The sequence below is a fragment of the Moraxella sp. K127 genome, from assembly GCF_015223095.1.
Lineage (GTDB): Bacteria > Pseudomonadota > Gammaproteobacteria > Pseudomonadales > Moraxellaceae > Moraxella.
The window spans coordinates 1-19,118 of the sequence record NZ_JADFBZ010000052.1; the positions used below are offsets into that span (position 1 = coordinate 1).

At 43.0% G+C, this 19,118-nt stretch carries 16 protein-coding genes; 10 read left to right on the forward strand and 6 right to left on the reverse strand.

The genetic code is table 11. The annotated features are described in order from the left end of the window. Nucleotides 1-5 precede the first annotated feature (5 nt). Nucleotides 6-1,070 (reverse strand): lipoyl synthase, encoded by a 1,065-nt coding sequence (gene lipA / locus IM753_RS10695; protein WP_065256826.1) that lies wholly within the window; start codon nt 1,068-1,070, stop codon nt 6-8. A 372-nt stretch (nt 1,071-1,442) separates the two neighbouring features. On the opposite strand from lipA, the gene IM753_RS10700 reads away from it, so the two are divergent. The 4 genes from IM753_RS10700 to queE all read left to right on the forward strand — a co-directional run bounded on the left by IM753_RS10700 (nt 1,443) and on the right by queE (nt 6,264). Continuing rightward, nucleotides 1,443-2,159, forward strand: coding sequence for an alpha-ketoglutarate-dependent dioxygenase AlkB (locus IM753_RS10700; RefSeq protein ID WP_065256825.1), 717 nt, complete (start codon nt 1,443-1,445; stop codon nt 2,157-2,159). 258 nt (nt 2,160-2,417) lie between these two features. Then, on the forward strand, nt 2,418-5,042 hold the full coding sequence (locus tag IM753_RS10705; RefSeq protein ID WP_194109268.1) for a bifunctional aconitate hydratase 2/2-methylisocitrate dehydratase: 2,625 nt from the start codon (nt 2,418-2,420) through the stop codon (nt 5,040-5,042). Between the two features lie 186 nt (nt 5,043-5,228). Further along, entirely contained in the window at nt 5,229-5,477 is a 249-nt protein-coding gene (locus tag IM753_RS10710; protein ID WP_065256824.1) for a hypothetical protein, read from the forward strand. A 67-nt stretch (nt 5,478-5,544) separates the two neighbouring features. Continuing rightward, the gene (gene queE / locus IM753_RS10715) at nt 5,545-6,264 is read left to right on the forward strand and encodes a 7-carboxy-7-deazaguanine synthase QueE (RefSeq protein WP_194109263.1); all 720 of its coding nucleotides are present in this window, start codon (nt 5,545-5,547) and stop codon (nt 6,262-6,264) included. A gap of 47 nt (nt 6,265-6,311) precedes the next feature. Here the strand turns inward: queE and recJ are convergent, their stop codons facing one another. Beyond that, a complete protein-coding gene (gene recJ / locus IM753_RS10720; RefSeq protein ID WP_194109269.1) occupies nt 6,312-8,006 on the reverse strand; it encodes a single-stranded-DNA-specific exonuclease RecJ in 1,695 nt (564 codons plus the stop codon). 469 nt (nt 8,007-8,475) lie between these two features. On the opposite strand from recJ, the gene IM753_RS10725 reads away from it, so the two are divergent. The 5 genes from IM753_RS10725 (at nt 8,476) to IM753_RS10745 (ending at nt 12,138) form a co-directional block, all read left to right on the forward strand. After that, the gene (locus tag IM753_RS10725) at nt 8,476-8,988 is read left to right on the forward strand and encodes a hypothetical protein (RefSeq protein ID WP_194109264.1); all 513 of its coding nucleotides are present in this window, start codon (nt 8,476-8,478) and stop codon (nt 8,986-8,988) included. A gap of 341 nt (nt 8,989-9,329) precedes the next feature. Further along, nucleotides 9,330-9,653 (forward strand): ferredoxin FdxA, encoded by a 324-nt coding sequence (gene fdxA / locus IM753_RS10730; RefSeq protein ID WP_079324764.1) that lies wholly within the window; start codon nt 9,330-9,332, stop codon nt 9,651-9,653. A gap of 70 nt (nt 9,654-9,723) precedes the next feature. Then, on the forward strand, nt 9,724-10,998 hold the full coding sequence (locus tag IM753_RS10735) for a lipid-A-disaccharide synthase (RefSeq protein WP_370582846.1): 1,275 nt from the start codon (nt 9,724-9,726) through the stop codon (nt 10,996-10,998). 122 nt (nt 10,999-11,120) lie between these two features. Then, nucleotides 11,121-11,270, forward strand: a complete 150-nt coding sequence (locus IM753_RS10740; RefSeq protein ID WP_194109265.1) for a hypothetical protein — start codon at nt 11,121-11,123, stop codon at nt 11,268-11,270. A gap of 133 nt (nt 11,271-11,403) precedes the next feature. After that, nucleotides 11,404-12,138, forward strand: a complete 735-nt coding sequence (locus IM753_RS10745; RefSeq protein ID WP_062500138.1) for a TetR family transcriptional regulator — start codon at nt 11,404-11,406, stop codon at nt 12,136-12,138. Nucleotides 12,139-12,186: 48 nt separating this feature from the next. Here the strand turns inward: IM753_RS10745 and IM753_RS10750 are convergent, their stop codons facing one another. Next, complete coding sequence (locus IM753_RS10750; RefSeq protein ID WP_062500137.1) at nt 12,187-12,450, reverse strand: helix-turn-helix domain-containing protein; 264 nt, start codon at nt 12,448-12,450, stop codon at nt 12,187-12,189. Between the two features lie 157 nt (nt 12,451-12,607). On the opposite strand from IM753_RS10750, the gene IM753_RS13480 reads away from it, so the two are divergent. After that, on the forward strand, nt 12,608-13,009 hold the full coding sequence (locus IM753_RS13480; protein WP_346818241.1) for a DUF6636 domain-containing protein: 402 nt from the start codon (nt 12,608-12,610) through the stop codon (nt 13,007-13,009). A 62-nt stretch (nt 13,010-13,071) separates the two neighbouring features. Here IM753_RS13480 and IM753_RS10760 read toward each other — a convergent pair whose 3' ends face one another. From IM753_RS10760 to IM753_RS10770, 3 genes are read right to left on the reverse strand one after another with little or no spacing between them, the layout of a single operon-like run. Next, nucleotides 13,072-14,616: an aspartate aminotransferase family protein gene (locus IM753_RS10760; RefSeq protein ID WP_194109266.1), complete on the reverse strand. Its 1,545-nt coding sequence runs from the start codon at nt 14,614-14,616 to the stop codon at nt 13,072-13,074. 51 nt (nt 14,617-14,667) lie between these two features. Beyond that, on the reverse strand, nt 14,668-17,289 hold the full coding sequence (locus IM753_RS10765; protein WP_194109267.1) for a DEAD/DEAH box helicase family protein: 2,622 nt from the start codon (nt 17,287-17,289) through the stop codon (nt 14,668-14,670). Nucleotides 17,290-17,304: 15 nt separating this feature from the next. Continuing rightward, the gene (locus IM753_RS10770; protein WP_065256817.1) at nt 17,305-18,888 is read right to left on the reverse strand and encodes a site-specific DNA-methyltransferase; all 1,584 of its coding nucleotides are present in this window, start codon (nt 18,886-18,888) and stop codon (nt 17,305-17,307) included. Nucleotides 18,889-19,118 lie beyond the last annotated feature (230 nt).

Below are 19,118 nucleotides of genomic sequence, written 5' to 3' on the forward strand. Positions count from 1 at the left end.
TTTAATCAAAAACATCCACTCGTCTCACCACGCTCTGCCTTTGCCAATTTCTCTTCGGCTAGGGCTTTTGAGCTACGCACAGGCGGTGGGCAGTCTTCGCCATAGTATTGGCGGTCGGCAAAGTAGCTTGAACGCACCATAGGATTTGCCCAGATGTTAAAAAAGCCCAATTTTTTGCCGTATTCGGTATAACGGGCAAACTCATCGGGGTGGACGTATCTGTCCACAGGAGCGTGGTTTTTGCTTGGGGCTAGGTATTGCCCGATGGTGATGATGTCCACGTCATGAGCTTTTAGGTCGTCAAGCAGGGCATAGACTTCTTCTTCGGTCTCGCCAAGCCCCACCATAAATCCGCATTTGGTGGCGACATCGGGACGGCGTGCTTTGTATTCTTTTAGTAAGTTTAGTGAGTGCTGATAGTCCGAGCCGGGGCGAAATGCCTTGTATAGGCGTGGCACGGTCTCAATGTTGTGGTTAAAGACATCGGGGGCGGTCTCGGCAAGTAGGTCAATGGCGATTTTTTCACGTCCACGAAAATCAGGCACAAGAATTTCAATCAAACAGTTGGGGCTTAGGGCTTTGGATTCTTGGATAACTTCCACAAAATGCCCCGCTCCGCCGTCTTTTAGGTCGTCTCTGTCCACGCTTGTGATGACGGCATATTTTAGCCCAAGCCCAAGTATTGTCTCGGCGGTGTGGCGTGGCTCGTCCACGTCTAGGGGGTTGGGTCTGCCATGAGCGACTTCACAAAACGGGCAACGGCGTGTACAAATGTCGCCCATAATCATAAAGGTCGCTGTCCCGTCTCCAAAACATTGGGGTAGGTTGGGGCAGGCGGCTTCTTCGCAGACGGTGTAGAGTTTTTGTTTGCGTAGCGTGCCTTTGATACGCTCCACTTCGGCAGGGCTGGATAATTTGACACGAATCCAGTCGGGCTTTTTGGGGGCTTCAACGGTGGGAATGACCTTAATGGGAATGCGAGCGACTTTGTCATAGCCACGCAGTTTTTCGCCTTGAACGGCTTTTTTTGGGGCAGGTTTTGGGCTTGGGGTGTAAGTTTGGACGGTCATGGCTTGCCTATTTTTATAAAAATATGAAAATAAATTGGGATATTTTACCTTATTTCAAGGTAAAAAGCGATGACAAAAATCAAGGCGTGGGGGTAGGGTTGTCGCCATAAACCCTTGTCGTTGATAGGGTTTTGTCATTTTTAAAGGCGGTCTGGGTATGGTATGAGCGTGGATTGGCAATGATGGATTGATTTGTTAAAATGGGTGTAAAAATTTGGGTGAGTTAAAGCTGTTTTTAAAAATAAAATAACCATTTGTCAAACTTGGTTATTTTAGAATTATGGTTATTTTAAAATACTTGCAAATTGTAAATGGTGTTATCAAGGTTTAATGAATTCTAATTATTTAAAATTAAAATAAAAAGGTAAGTTCATGGATTTATTTAATGATATTTTTGACAATCAACCGCCAAATCAATTACCCATAGACCAATTAATCAAAAACGGTAACTTTATGAATACCGACTTTACCGCTTATCTGCACGATGACGGTAAGGGCGTGGTTATTGTGGTGCCATTTGGCAGATTGTATTATTCGCCATGTTATTTTGATAAAAAATTCTGTGATGACCATTTGGCTTATTTATTGGCAGATGGCAATATCAACTGGCAACAAGACACCATTTATATGTATGGTAAAACGCACCCAATTCCCCGCCTGTCGGCATGGTATGGCGATAAGGATTGCCCTTATGCATATTCGGGCATTAGCCTTATGCCAAATGCTTGGACGGATGAGCTACTTACCATCAATCAGGTGTTATTTGATGTTTGCAAAAGGCGATTTAATAGCGTGCTGTTAAATCATTATCGTACTGGCGATGATTATATCAGCTGGCATAGCGATGATGAGTCGGAGCTTGGGGCAAATCCTTTGATAGCGTCGGTAAGTTTTGGGCAGACCAGACGATTTTTATTAAGGCTTAAAGACAATCATGCGGTAAAATTAGAATTGCCTTTATATCATGGCAGTCTGCTTGTTATGGCAGGGCAGATTCAGCACCATTGGCAACACGGCATACCCAAGCAAAAGCGAGCGCAGGGCAGTCGGGTGAATCTGACGTTTAGGAATATCAAAATACGCCAATAACCCAATGCTCCACGTGTCGCCTAAGCCCAAATCATACCCAATGCCAAACCTTGACAAATGGGTGGTATTTTTTAAATAAATATTGGCTATGGCAGAGAATTTTTTGAATTTGGGTGGATTTTAGGGTATGATAAAGGGGAGAAATTTAGGCGCAAACGCCTTTTAAATCAACGTCTAGGCACTTGATAATTATTGTAATAATGAAAATCATTGTCAAGCACTTATGACCTACTATCATGGAGAATTGCTATGTCGCAAATGCTAACCGAATACAGAGCCCACGTCGCCGAGCGTGAAGCCTTAGGCGTACCCCCACAGCCATTGACCGATGCCCAAACTGCCGATTTGGTAGAGCTCTTAAAAAACCCACCAGCGGGCGAAGAAGACTACTTGGTGGATTTGCTTGAAAACCGTGTGCCAGCAGGGGTTGACCAAGCTGCCTATGTAAAAGCCGCCTTTTTAAACGCCATTGTTAAAGGTGAAGCGACTTCTCCACTGGTTACCAAAGAGCGTGCGGTGTATCTATTAGGCACGATGCTTGGTGGTTATAACGTAGCACCACTCGTTGAGCTACTTGATGATGCCGAGCTTGGTGGATTGGCGGCAGAAGCCTTGAAAAAGACCCTGTTGGTATTTGATGCGTTCCATGACGTAGAAGAAAAAGCCAAAGCAGGTAATGCCAACGCCAAAGCGGTACTAGAATCATGGGCAGAAGCGGAGTGGTTTACAAGCCGTCCTGACGTGCCAAGCGAGATGACCATTACTGTCTTTAAAGTAACTGGCGAGACCAACACAGACGACCTATCTCCCGCCCAAGATGCGTGGAGCCGTCCTGACATCCCACTACACGCCAACGCCATGCTAAAAAATGCCAGAGACGGCATTACCCCAGAAAAAAATGGCGAAGTTGGTCCACTAAGCCAAATCAAAGAATTGATTGCTAAGGGCAATCCTGTTGCCTATGTGGGCGATGTTGTGGGTACAGGTTCTAGCCGTAAATCAGCAACCAACTCTGTACTTTGGTTCTTTGGCGATGACATTCCACACATTCCAAACAAGCGTGATGGCGGTGTGTGCCTAGGTGGTAAAATCGCTCCGATTTTCTTTAACACCATGGAAGATGCTGGGGCGTTGCCTGTTGAGATTGACGTTTCTGACATGAATATGGGCGATGAAGTTACTCTAAAAATTGACCACGCCACCGCAACCGTTACTGCATTCAAAGACGGCAATCAAATTGCCGAATCCAAACTAAAAACCCCTGTGCTACTAGACGAAGTACGTGCTGGTGGTCGTATCAACCTTATCATCGGTCGTAACTTGACAGGTAAGGCTCGTGAGTCGCTAGGTCTTGAACCGTCCACCTTGTTCCGTACCCCAGAACAACCTGCCGACACAGGTAAGGGCTTCACGCTAGCTCAAAAAATGGTCGGTCGTGCGTGTGGTCTGCCAGAAGGTCAAGGCATTCGCCCAGGTACCTACTGCGAACCTAAGATGACTACCGTGGGTTCACAAGACACCACAGGCCCGATGACTCGTGATGAGCTAAAAGACTTGGCGTGCCTAGGCTTTAGCTCCGACCTTGTCATGCAGTCGTTCTGCCACACTGCTGCTTATCCTAAGCCGATTGACGTTGTTACACACCACACCTTGCCTGACTTTATCATGAACCGTGGCGGTGTATCTCTACGTCCAGGGGACGGCGTGATTCACTCATGGCTAAACCGTATGCTACTGCCTGATACTGTGGGTACGGGTGGCGACTCGCACACTCGTTTCCCAATCGGTATCTCATTCCCAGCAGGTTCGGGTTTGGTGGCGTTTGCTGCCGCAACTGGTGTCATGCCACTGGATATGCCTGAGTCTGTTTTGGTTAAATTTAAAGGCAAAATGCAACCTGGCATTACTTTGCGTGATTTGGTACACGCCATTCCTTACTATGCCATTCAAGAAGGCGATTTGACCGTTGAGAAAAAGGGTAAGAAAAACATTTTCTCTGGTCGTATCCTAGAGATTGACTTGACCGAAATGGAAAATGACTTGACCGTTGAGCAAGCGTTTGAATTGTCTGATGCGTCTGCTGAACGCAGTGCAGCAGGTTGTGCGATTACCGTATCAGAAGAAAAAGTTGCCGAGTACCTACGCTCAAACATCGTCATGCTAAAATGGATGATTGCCGAGGGCTATGGCGATGCTCGTACATTGGCTCGCCGTGCTGAGAACATGCAAAAATGGCTAGACAACCCAAGCCTGCTAAAAGCCGATGCTGATGCCGAATACACCAAAGTGTATGAAATTGACCTTGCCGACATCAAAGAGCCAATCCTATGCTGTCCAAACGACCCTGATGATGCCAAATTGCTATCAGAAGTCGCTGGCGATAAGATTGATGAAGTGTTTATCGGTTCGTGCATGACCAACATCGGACATTTCCGTGCCGCAGGCAAACTATTGCAAGAAGTGCCAGCAGGTAGCCTAACCACTCGTTTGTGGATTGCACCACCGACCAAAATGGACGAACGCCAGCTGATGGACGAAGGTTATTACAACACCTACGCCCAAGCAGGTGCCAGAACCGAAATGCCAGGTTGCTCGCTATGCATGGGTAACCAAGCTCGTATCGCACCAAACTGTACTGCCGTCTCGACATCTACTCGTAACTTCCCGAACCGTCTGGGTCAAGGAGCCAACGTGTACCTAGCGTCTGCCGAGCTTGCATCAGTAGCATCGGTACTTGGTAAACTGCCAACCGTTGAAGAGTACATGGCGTATGCAGGCAAACTTGAATCCATGGAAGCTGAAGTTTATAATTACCTAAACTTCGACCAAATGGCTGAGTACACCGAAAAATCAGACAAAATCAGCGTGGCACAACTTGCTTAATCTGATTTGATAAAGCACCATAGCACATACCAGTCCCCAAAGGCACTTAGCTTTTGGGGACTATTTTGTGACAAGTTAATGGCGAAAAAACCAACAAACCTTTTATAGTAACATATACACGATAATTTAAAAACAGGAAAACCCAATGACTATAGAATTATCAAGCCTACCCCCTGCCGTACAAGCATGGGTAGCTACCTTACTTTTGATGAAGACATTCGCCTAACCAAATCGCATGACAGCCTGATTATTCAAGAGCCGCTTTTTGACATGGCACGCATGAAGCACGCCATTGACGACTACGAAACTAAAGAGCAGGCGTTGCAAAATGGATTGACTCTACCACAAGGCAAAAACGAAACCGAACTGCTTGCTTGGCTAGATGAAAATATCCCCACCCATTTGCCAAATGCCGATAAATTGGCTTATTTTTAACACAATAAAATCCCCAAAATCCCACAAAATTTGTTAAAATAAGCGATTTTTGCAAATTATACACACCATGCCAAACCCCACCCCTTTACGCAACACCTTTATTCCCACCACCGACCCGTCCGCAGGCTTGCGTTTGACGGAGATTTTTTACTCCTTGCAGGGCGAAGCCTTGGCAATGGGTTTGCCGACCATTTTTATTCGTCTGACAGGTTGTCCGCTCCGCTGCGTCTATTGCGACACGACTTATTCCTTTACAGGGGGCGAGCGTTGGGGGCTTGATACGATTTTGGAACACATCAAACAGTATCCTTGCAAACGCATTTGCCTAACAGGGGGCGAGCCACTTGCCCAGCCCAACGCCATTGCCTTGATGAAATTACTCCTTGATAACGGCTATGAAATTTCATTAGAAACGGCAGGGGCGTTGTCGGTCAAAGACGTACCCGTGGCGGTGTCAAAGGTTATGGATTTGAAAAGCCCATCATCGGGCGAAGTGGGTAAAAATCTGTGGGAAAATCTGAATTATCTCACCGACAACGACCAAATCAAAATCGTCATCGCCGACCGTGCCGATTATGATTGGGCAAAAGACGTTTTGCAAAAATACGAACTTGACAAAAAATGTGGTGTGGTGTGGTTTTCGCCCATGTTTAACATAGACGAGCGTAAATCGGACGTGCCAAATTTGGCGGTAGAGCTTGCCGAGTGGATTTTGGCGGACGGCTTGCCTGTGCGTTTTCAATTACAACTGCACAAAATCATCTGGGCGGACGCTAAGGGCAAATAAAACAAAAACCGATAATCAACATCGGCTTTTGTCTCATCTTATGCCATCTAATCAATCGCACACACCGCCAAATCCTTGATAATCAGTTGCAAACTCTGATTGCCCTGCCATTCGTTAATGTCTAAGGTAAACAAAATATGCACCGCACTTGCCCGATAATCCCATTCGTCCACGTCATAATTAAACCAAATGGCATCTATCGGATACTGCACGCCATCGGCTCGCAACGTCAGTTTTAAATGCCTATCTTTTAAAATGCGAAAATTAACCACTTCAAAGACCCCATCAAAGGCAGGGGGCAAAAAGCCATTACCCCACACGCTGACATTTTTTAGGGCATGGACAAAGGCTAAGCTAAAATCAGGCGGGGTCAGCACGCCATCGGTATACTTTAATTCACTAAATAGCTCATCATCAAAGCCGTCCACCACTTTCAAAAATTCTGCCTTAAACCGCTCAAAATCTCGCTTATGAATGGTCAAGCCTGCCGCCATCGCATGACCGCCAAAGTGCAAAATCAACTCAGGATTTGCCATCGCCACCGTCTCAATGGCATCACGGATATGCACGCCTGCGATAGACCGCCCCGAGCCTTTGATCAGGTCGTCATCACCCACCTTGTCAGCATCGGCAGGGGCAAAGACAATGGTCGGACGGTACAACTGTTCTTTGATACGCCCTGCCACGATACCAATCACGCCTTGGTGCCAGTTGTCTTGATATAGACAAATGGCTTTGGCAACACATTTGGGCTTATCATCGGATTCATCGGACAAGTGTAGCTCGTCAATGATACTGCTGGCTTCATCACGCATTTGCGTTTCTATGGCACGGCGTGAGTGATTAAGACGGTTCAGCTCTATCGCCAAACGGTGTGCTTCGCCAAAATCATCAGTCAGTAGGCACTCCACCCCTGTTCGCATATTATCCATACGCCCTGCGGCGTTAATGCGTGGGGCAATGGCAAAACCAAAATCATCTGCTGTAATCTTACGCACGTCTCGCCCCGCCTGCTCCAAGAGTGCCAAAATCCCCACACAGCACCGCCCTTCCCGAATGGCGTTAAGTCCATGTGTTACCAAAATACGGTTATTTTGGTCAAGATGACCCACGTCCGCTATCGTCCCTAATGCCACAAGGTCAAGATATTTGGCGACTTGTGTGGTGGATTTGCCCATCTCACGGCGGATTTTGGCGACACGTCCCATGACATAGAACGCCACACCCACGCCCACGAGGCACTTACTGCCGAACTCACAGCCGACTTGATTGGGGTTAATGACCGCACTTGCTTTGGGCGAGCTACTGGTGGTCAAATGGTGGTCGGTAATGACGACATCAATACCCAGCTCGTCCGCTTTGGCAACCCCATCATGGCTTGATATGCCGTTATCCACCGTGATGATGAGTTTGGGGTCAAATTCATCTGCCCCATGTTCTACGATTTGGGGGGTTAGTCCATAACCAAACTTAAAGCGGTCCGGCACCAAAAACTGCACGTCCGCTCCCATCTCACGCAAACACCGCACCATGAGCGTGGTCGATGTCGCCCCATCGCAGTCAAAATCACCCACAATGAGTATGCGTTTATTCTCATCAATGGCACGACTGATGATATCCGCCCCCACGTCAAGTCCCAATAAATCACTCGCAGGCAGGAGCTTTGCCACAGACATGTCCATCTCATCAATACTGCCAATCTGTCGTGACGCAAGTAGTCGCCCGAGCGTCTCGCCAAACATCGCGGTTAGCTCATCAGGCACATCGCCTTGATGACGTGGGACAAGTGTCAGGTGCTTAGGGGTAAACCGTCCGACTTTATCAAAGGCACGCTCAAAATCCTGCACACTCGTGTTGGTCAGGTGCGACAAATTGGCATTGGCAAACTTTTGCGTGCTTGTCACTTGGGCAGGCTTGGGTAGGCTTGGCGATGGATAGCCATCAAAAGGACTGTCATCGTCTTGGCGATTTTGCGTACTCATTACTTACTCTCTTTTTCTTTTGCATTTGTCTTTGTGGTTATTTTAGCACAGTTTTTTAACACAGTTTCGCCAAAACTTGCCCAAAGTCAAAAACTTGTCCCAAATCATGAATATAAATTTACATACTGATACATTTTGTTAGCAACTTTATTACAATACAATCATCAGGCTGTGGTATGATTTGTTTTATTATCAGTCTTTTTTATTTTATTACATTCTGGAGCTTATCATGAATTTTAGCGAACTTAGTACAGACACATTGGTTGTCAAGGATGTCAGTGGACTTGACCTAGACAAGATAGAACGTGAATGCAAAGAACTTGCCAAATCTCGTGCCAAAATCTCAGCAGGCGTTGCCATCGTTCCCATTCCTTTTTTGGACGTGGCGGTAGACGTGGGTATGCTCACCAAGCTACTACCCCAAATCACTGAGCGTTTTGGTCTAGAAGACAAAGACACCGCCGAAGCCCGCGAGAAAAACATCAAAGAAAAAGTACTTGCTGTGGGCGGACTGGTCGCCACACGTGGTATCGTCAATAAAACTGTACAGGGCTTTGGCGGGCGTATCATCGGCAAACAAGTCGCCAAATATGTACCCCTAGGCGGTCAGATTGTCGCGGGGACGATTGGTTATATGATTTTTAAAAGAATCGCCTTTGATCATATTGAGCGTTGCCACAAAATTGCCCAAGAAGCACAACAAAAAGGCACTCAACAAGCCAAAGCAACCCCAACAGCTTGATTTGAAACATAAAGCAAGGTTTTCGCCTTGCTTTTTTATGATGAAGATTTATAATAAAACTTGACAGTCATCAATTATTCCCATTTTTACCAACACCGCCTATTTTACCCATTGTAATAATAATCACTTTTACTGTTTACAACTTTTTGCCGTTTTTTAACAAAGATTTTCTATTTTGGCATAATAAATCATCAGCTTTGGTTTGAGAAAATTTGTTAAAAAGGATAAAATATACCCTGTTTTTTGGGCATGGTTTTTCATGTCTTATTCAAAATCCAGACAAATTTTGTCATTTTGTCAAGCCAATCCAACATCTACAATCCCAATAATAAGGTATCGCCATGACATTTGTAGTAACTGATAACTGCATTCTTTGTAAATACACCGACTGCGTTGAAGTCTGCCCTGTGGACTGTTTTTATGAAGGCCCAAACTTTTTGGTCATCAATCCTGATGAGTGCATTGACTGTGCTTTGTGCGAACCTGAATGCCCCGCCAATGCCATTTTCTCCGAAGATGAAGTGCCAGCAGGTCAAGAAGAATTCATCAAAATCAACGAAGAACTCTCTGCCGAATGGGCGAACATCACCGAGAAAAAAGACGCCCTACCCGACCATGAAAAATGGGACGGCGTGGCAGGCAAAATCCAGTATTTAGAACGCTAATTTTTAAAAATCATTCACAAACCCACGAGACATCATGACACACACCATGCCCCCTTTTGATTTGTCCGCCTTGCCTACCGACAAGCCCTTGACCATTGGCATTGTCGCAGGGGAAGTGTCGGGCGATGCGTTGGGGGCGGATTTTATGGCAAAGATGAACGCCATTTATCCGAGCATTCGCTGGATTGGCGTGGGCGGTGAGCTGATGACCAAGGCAGGACTTGACTCAATCATTGACATGACTCGCCTATCGGTCATGGGTATTGGTGAAGTGGTCAAGCATTTGCCGGATTTATTGCTTGCCAAAAAAGAGATTTTAGATGAGTTTTTGTCCATTGGCATTGATATTTTTGTGGGTATTGACGCCCCTGATTTTAATTTACGCCTTGCCAAGAGTCTCAAACAAAAATCAGTCATCAAGCCCATTTTTTGTGTGCAATACGTCAGTCCAAGCGTGTGGGCGTGGCGTGAAGGGCGTATCACGGGCATTAAATCTGCCACCGATTTGGTGCTGTGTCTATTCCCTTTTGAGACGGCGGTCTATGACAAGCATGGACACCCTGCGGTGTGCGTGGGACATCCCTTGCTTGACAAGATACGCCCTGATGAGCGGTCGTGGCGTGAGATTTATGATGAATTTTTGAACGATTATAGCCCACTATTCCCCGAACTTGCTCGCCTACGACACAGCCCCGCTCGCCCCATCTGCGTGATGGCAGGCTCTCGCACCAGTGAGATTAACGCCATTTTGCCCCTGCTCATTGGGGCAATGGATAGACTGGACAAGGCAGGCGACCACACTTTTATCCTGCCTGTGGTCAGCCACGAACACGCCCATTTGGTCAAAACACTCATCAAAGAGCAAGCGGTACATCTACTGGACAAATGCCACATCATCTTTCCCCAAACCGCCAAAGACGGTCAAGCAGGGCGACTGCCGACCACGCTCTCACTGTCTCAAAATGTGATGAGCGCCTGTGAGCTGACCATCTTAGCGTCAGGTACGGCAACTTTAGAGGCTCTGCTACTGCACCGCCCGATGGTCGTGGTGTATAAGGTCAATGCCCTAACCTACGCCATCGCCAAGCGATTGGTTAAAATCCCCTATGTTGCCCTGCCCAACATCCTAGCCTATAACCAAACAGGGCAAGCTGTCGTGCCAGAGCTTATCCAAGATGACGCAAATGCCGACAACATCGCCCGTCATGCTCTGGACATACTGGCAAATCCTAGCGAACAAATCGCCAAACTTACTCGCACCACGACCCAACTTCGCACCGACAGTCGCCATGATGTTGCCGTTAGTGTACTTATGCACTTTTTTAATCAAAAAAATGTGTTATAATATACGCCAACATCAAAAATTGTTTGTTGGGTTTGATTGATATTCATTTAAATATCCATTCACACCAACAGCCTTGCAATTTTTGAAATTTTTCTAGGGTGTGCCTGTCTTTTGTATTTGCAATGAAAAATGAGAAAAATCGCACGTTTTTCAAGGAAAAAACGCAGGCTGATAGTCATTCTATCAGACAAGTTTTTGACGAAGAAAAACAAGATTTAGCCATTTTTCATGCAAAAACATCGTTTTCTTTCTATAAATGCTCTAAAATATGAATTGTGTTATAAAGGGCAGGCACGCCCTACATAATAAACAATAATTCACCAAAATCTACGCAACTTGGGATTTTGGTCGTTTTTATTTGTCTTTTACCATCATTTATCAATTAATACCCAAGAAAGGTGCCTTATGACCACGACCGACAAAACCAAAGAAGCCAAAGCCCTAACCCGTGAAGAGAAAAAACGCCAAACCCGTCAAGCTTTCTATAATGCCGTGCTTGACCTATGCATGATGGGGCAAGGGTTTAGCTCTATCAGCCTACGTCAGGTAACCCGTGAAGTGGGCGTGGTGCCAACCGCCTTTTATCGTCATTTTGATGACATGGAAGAGCTGGGCAAATCATTGGTAGAAGACGAACTGGGTGATGCTCTATCAACCCTGCGTGAGCACATGCAGTTTGGCAAAAAACGCACCTTTGAACGCCAAATCGCCAAAAGCGTGCAACTATTTTTCAAAGCGGTGGACGCTCAGCCACGCTACTGGCAATTCATCGCTGCCGAGCGTTTTGGTGGTTCAGAAGCGGTTCGCCGTGCCATCAGCGAACAAATCAAAACCTTTGCCAAAGTCATGAGCGAAGACCTAGCACTACAACCCTCTTTTGAACATGTCAGTGCCAGCGACCGTTACCTGCTTGCCGAGATTGGGGTAAACTTAAGTTTCTCATGGATTATCGACTGGCTAGACTTGACCTACGCCCCCGAGCTTGAAGATGATGAAGAAACCAAGCCTGTTGATAGCGACCTAGAACAAGCCAAAGAAGCCATGCTATTGCATTGCACTCGCCAAATGCAAATGATTCTCTACGGTGCCTATAACTGGAAATCTACCGAAGAGACAGTGTTGGATGAAAATGTAAAATAAATCAACTCCACACCAAAAGCTGATAGCCTAAAAGCCGATAATCTAGACTTAGTTATCGGCTTTTTTATATGCCAAAATCATCTGTGCCAACTCATCATCAGCAAAAAAGTAAGCAGGCGGTACATCTAAGGCTTTGGCAATGTTATTTAATGTGGTCAAATCAGGCAAATGCACACCCTTTTCATAGCGATTAATGCGTGAGCTTGCCACAAATTCATCCAAACCAATGGCGATGCCTAACTGCTCTTGGGTAAGATTTTTAGCCTTGCGAGCCACCTTAAAACGCCGTGTAAATATCTGTTGCAAACTCATAACTTTTACCCTAGATTAAAAAGTTACGAATTTCGTATATTTTACTTGATTTTTTACTACGAATATCGTAGTATTAATCACGTTCTTTCCCATCAATAGGAGTTTTTATGAAAAAACTTATGCAGATTGCTTTGCTCAGTGGCGGTCTATTTTAGCAATAACCGCTTTTGCTGGCTGGTCATCATTTAACTACGCAAACACCCATAATAAGGTTTTTGCCATACCTAGTGGTAATATTGTCTGTGGCGGTGATAATATTACCAGTTCTGGCAACGCCCTTACTTGCTACATTCAAAACGTTGCCAAAAAACCTGCAAAATGCAGTGAAGGCGTTGGATTGGAATTTACCTTAAACCAAACTGGCAAAGGCAAACTTCAATGCACCAATCATGAATTTGAGCCTGAAAACGAAGCAGAAGATATTACAAAGATTATCCCTTATGGTTCGTCAATCAACGGCAACGGTTGGACTTGCACTAGCCAAACCACAGGCATGAGATGTGTGAATAAATCAGGGCACGGTTTTCAGTTAAGCAAAAGCAAACAAACCTTGTTTTAATTTCCAAACAAAAAACCGATTAATTCACTTAATCGGTTTTTTATCGTTTAATTCAACCAAACTCAATCAATCGGCGGAGTATAAGTACCATTTTTAATATCATCTTTGATACGCTCGGCTTCTGCCAGCACTTGCGATAATAAGGCTTGCACGTTTTCAAGCGTGGCGATTGGGCTTAGTGTGGTCATCTTTAACGACTGCACATTTTGACGGCTATCAATCACACGGGTTACGCCGATGTTGGCTTCCCCACGGGCAAACAGCTCGTCCGCTACATTTTGATTTAGGCTATCAATAAACTCATCAGGATAGCCAGTTGGCACAACACGGAACAAGACAGACGCAAATTGTGGCTCAACAAGTAGCTCCAAGCCGTCCGTGTTACGGATATAATCCGCCACTTCTTTTGTCAAATTTACCCCGTGGTCAATCATTGAACCGTACAGCTCTTCGCCCAACGCCTCCACCGTGAACCATAATTTTAACGCATCAAATCGGCGAGTGGTCTGCAAAGACTTTGACACCAAGTTTGGCACGCCATGCTCTTCGTCATAAGCTGAGTTTAAATACTCGGCTTCATAGTGCATAAAGCGGTAATTTTGCTCGTCTTTTAACAAGAACGCACCGCAAGAAATGCTTTGGAAATAGTGCTTATGAAAATCAAGCGTAACCGAATCGGTCAGCTCAATGCCGTCTAGCATAGAGCGGTAATCGTTGGATAGCAATAACGCCCCACCCCACGCCGCATCAACGTGTAGCCACGCTCCGAATTTGTTGCACAAGGCACGGATTGTCTTGATGTCATCAATCGCCCCTGCGTCAGTCGTCCCTGCCGTTGCCACCACACACGCCACGATGTTGCCTTTGGCGTGCAAGTCCGCCATGATGTCGGCTAGGGCGTTGGTATCCATTTGGGCATTGTCATTGACAGGCACGGTAACGACTGAGGCAAAGCCCATGCCCATCATCGCCATGTTTTTTTGTACGGAGAAATGAGCATTTTCTGAGCATAGCACTTTGACTTTTTTCATCGCATCAGGCGGAATGCCATCACGCTGTACCGACCACGCTTTGCCGTTATCGTCTTGATAATTTTTGCTAATCGCCCAATCACGAGCCAGTAGCACGCCCATAAGATTAGACTGTGTACCGCCTGATGTGAACACGCCTGCCTGCCCTGCCCCATAGCCGACCTTTTGGCGTAACCAGTCAATGAGCTGAACTTCCATGAGCGAGCCTGCAGGCGACTGATCCCATGAGTCCATTGATTGGTTGGTGGCGTTGATGAGCACTTCGGCAATTTGTGAAGTTACCATGGTAGGACAATGCAAATGAGCGAGCGAATGGGGGTGATGAACTTTTAGACTTTTGTTTAAAAACAGCTCCACAAGGCGGTCAAGCGATTTTTGTACGCCCAAACCTTCTTTTTGCGGATTAAAGCTGATTTGCGAACGAAGCTCTTTAATGCTACCGCCTGTGTACATTTTGTCGTTTTTAAGCCATGCCGTTACCGCTTTGACAGCGTCCGTCATCGCACGTTCATAATCGGCGATTGACTGGCTATCATTGCAAAGTAGGGCTTGGCGGTGTTGTTCAAAAGTTGGCATGGCTACATCCTATAAAGTAAAAAATGCTTTATTTTAGCATATTTGCATCATTTAATACACCTTATTATTTTCGGTTAATTCATTGATTTTTTGCACCACCTGATAGCCCACTTCATCATTTATTTCAAAAAACCGCTTGGCACAAGCAATCTTAAACCGCTCTTCCCACTTCAGTTTATCAACCACCACCCCATCTTGAATGGATTTATCGCCTGTATTTTTGGTCTCAGCAATAAAATAAACCTGCTCGCCATTTTTATTGATGACAACCGCCCAATCAGGATTATAATTACCGATTGGTGTTGGGATTTTAAATTTTTTGGGTAATTTAAAGTAAAATGCCACTTGCTCATCATAATTCTCACAATCGGTTGCAAATTGATGTTCAGTTTTTGAATCCAAATCCAACACGCCATTATAAATGGTTTTTTCCATTTTATTGATATAAAAAGTGTATTGATTGGCATAAATTTTATAAGTCTCAAACAGATTTTGTTCATAAACTTCATCTAATTTTTGATAATAAATGCCGTTTTTCATCAAATCATACAGTTCATTATTGATGATTTCTGCCACAATTTCAATAAAGCGTTGTGGGTTATTTTTTACTTCATCAATCCGCCCAGATTGTTTTAAAATCTCAACCAAAGTTTGACGAGTTAATCCCGTCTTATTTTGCAATGTCTTTAAGATATCAGGTATGGCAATTTTTTTGTCCAAATACTGATAATCAGAATAAATTTCTTCTGCCTGTACGCCCGTTTCACTATTTTGAATGAGTCTTGCTTTTTTGATTTCAATTTTTGGTTTGGTAATGACTGGCATTTTATTTAATGCTTGGCCTGCCAGTTTAATCAATTCATCACTATCAAATGCAACACGATATTTGGTTTTTTGGCGAATACGCTCCCAAATTTGTAAAAATAGTGGGTCGGTAAACGCATCAAAACGATAAGTTACCGTGCGTTCATTTTTAGCGTCTTTGATATTAGATTTTTCAAATTTAATACCACAATCATCAATATATTCCTGCTGTAAACTGCTGGCAAATTGCTCATAGCTTTCATTGGGAATCACGGTCAAAATATTAACCTGTTCATCATAAATTCGTTCGCCTTTTTGATTCACAGGCAAACGAAGTCCACGCCCAATTTCTTGGCGTTTTTTGATTTGTGAAGTTGTTTCATTTAAAGTACAAATCTGAAAAACATTGGGATTATCCCAACCTTCTTTTAATGCCGAATGGCTAAAAATAAATCGCACAGGCTCATCAAGCGACAATAACCGCTCTTTATCCCTCATAATCAATTCATAAGCATTGTTATCATCTTTGGTTGTGCCGTTACTATTTTTGGCATTGCCTTTTTTGTCTTGGCTAAAATAGCCATTATGTACGCCACTTGCTGATTGTTTGGTTTCTAATTCATACAATTCTTCAAACCACTCATAAAACTTACCAATTTCACCTTGTGCATTGGTGCGATAATTTTCCACTTTATCAATAAAAAATAGCGACAATACTTTAATGCCTAATGGATTTAACTGCTTTTCACGCTGCAGATGTGTTTTAATCGTGGCATGAATTTGCTGTTTCATCATATCATCTTTAAGATAATCCAAATTTACGCCACAGGCAATTTCTATACCATTAGAAAATCTAACTATTTTGTTTTCTAAATCAATGCCTGTAACCATAAATCCTTGATAGTTGGGATTTTGTTTAGATAGTTTATATAAATCATGATTTTTGTCATTGGTTGTTACAGTAACAACTTTTCTTTTCAATTCTTTATTTTCATTAACATCAATAAGTATTTTTGCTTTTAATCCGCCTTTATTGATGACTTCTTTTAATTCAATAAAAGCATTATTTTTATCCTGCGACACCACAGAATTGACGACAATTTGTTTTACCAAATTCTTTTCAAATGCTTGTACAGGATTTAGGCTATACACTTTATTGATAATTTCTTTATGCGTTGCCGAATACCCAACCGCAAATAATGGATTTAAATTTTCAATGGCATTTTTGCGTTTATCACTGCTGATATTTTGTGGTTCATCAATAATAATGATTGGGTTTGTTGCTTGGATTAACTCCATTAACACGCCATTTTCTCGCTGTTGATTGATGATGTTGCTTTCTTTTTCAAAAGATTGAATATTCATCACTAAAATTTCAATATGTGTGCTTGTCGCAAAATGTTTTAACATATTGGTTTTTTGACCGCTATATTCGCCATAATGATAAATTGGCGAATTAAATTCATCTTTAAAATAGGCTTTTGTGCTATTTAAAGTTTGCAATACACCTTCACGAATGGCAACACTTGGCACAACAATGATGAATTTTCGCCAGCCATAGCGTTGATAAAGCTCAAAAATGGTATTTAAATAAACAAAAGTTTTGCCCGTACCCGTTTCCATTTCTACGCTAAAATACAAATTATCCAACTTATCAGACAAAGAAAGCTGATTTTGTGTTTGGATATTTTTTAAATTATTAAAAATATCATCTTTGGATAATGATAATTCATTGGCAATCACACGCACATTGTCTTTATCCGATAAGCTAAAATCATCTTGATGATGCGTGATTTCGCCTTGAAATAAATCCACGATACTATCAATCGCCTGTTTTTGATAATCCAGATGTTCGTATTTGAGCTGCATTCTTATTTCCCCTGATTAAATACTTTCAAAATTTAGTCCAGCATCTTTAAATTGCAAAATCACATTGGATTTTTCACTGTCATTTAAAAATGCTTTGTCCAATACAACGGTTTTGGCAGGTTTTTTATCAATAATGGCATTAAACTTATCTTGGGATAATGAATTTAGCACAATGGCGTACGATTTATTTTCACAAGTTAGCCAATAAACACCCTTTTCAAAGTGAATATCTGCCGTTAATTTTAATCCCATCTTTAATAGCAATTCATAGACAATATCCATCTCATTGGCATTATCTTTTAGGAGATCAATATACATTTCTAATTGCTTGGCAATATCATCATCGTCAATTTGCCACGCTTTAAAATTACTATCACTTAGTTTAAATACCTTAAATCCTATATCAAGGGCTTTATCAGGATTTTCGGCTTTGATTTTTGCCCCTGCACGGCGAATGCGTTCTTTGGAGATATCGCTAATGGTTTTAAATCCAGCTTTATAGGCTTCGCTTTTTTCATCGGTTAATTCTGGCAGTTGCACCATAATAAATTGACGATTACCGTTATCTTCTGAGTTTAATTGCATGACAGCGTGGGCGGTGGTTGCCGAACCTGCGAAAAAGTCTAGGGTTATATCGTCCTTTTTGGTTGTTAAAAATAGAATATTTTTAATTAATTTTACAGGTTTTGGTGTATCAAAATAACTTTCTCCATTAAATAATTTTCTTAATTCTTGGCTCGCTTCTTGGTTATGTCCAACATCATTATATTTCCAGATAGAAGTTGCTTTTAATCCGTCTTGAACTTCGCTTAAAAATCTTTTAATTCTTGGAACATTTCCGCCATTTTCTCCAAACCAAATACGATTATCGGCAACCATTTCTAAGAATTTGCTTTCCGAAACTCGCCAACTTCTGCCACTTGGCGGATTATGTTTAGTACCGTTTGGTGTGGTAATTGTATAAATACCGCTTGACTGAACATCTTTTCTTAATAAATCACCAGAAGTCCAAGCACCCCTTGTATCATTATCAATATTTTTATACCTTGAATTTAACTCATCTGTTCTTGGCAATAATGCAATATTTAAAAATTCTGCATTTTTTGCATAACATAAGATATGGTCGTGATTTTCGGAAAAATATTTAGCATCATTTTGCGGACTAAATTTTTTCTCCCAAATAATATTACTAATAAAATTCTCCCCACCAAAAATCTCATCACATAATAATTTTAATTGAGCCTGTTCATTATCATCAATACTAATAAAAATCACGCCATCATCAGAAAGTAAAGTATGAGCCAAATGCAAACGGGGCAACATCATATTCAGCCAATTAGAATGATAATGCCCATTGTCTTTGCTATTCTTTTTAAAGGATTTTAACAATTCGCCATTGATATTTCTATCGCCTGTGGCAATTTCATACTCTTTTTTGCTTTGGCTAAAATCATCGTGATAAATAAAGTCATTGCCCGTATTATAAGGCGGGTCAATGTATATCATTTTGATTTTGCCTGCATAGGATTTTTGTAATATTTTTAGGGCTTCTAAATTATCACTTTCAATAAAAATGTTTTGTGTGGTATCAAAATCCACACTCTCGGCAGGGCAAGGGACTAATGTGTTACTGGTGGGGCGTTGTAGGGCTTGATAGGCGGTTGATTTTCCCGCCCAATTTAAGCCGTAGCGTTCGTTTTGGGCAGGGTGGTCGCCCAGTAGGGTTTTGAGTTTTTCTAGGTCTAGGGTATTTTCGGAAAATATTTCGGGGAGAATTTGGCGAAGTTTGGTTAATTTTTCACCAAAAAAGTCGGTATTATGGGCAGTTT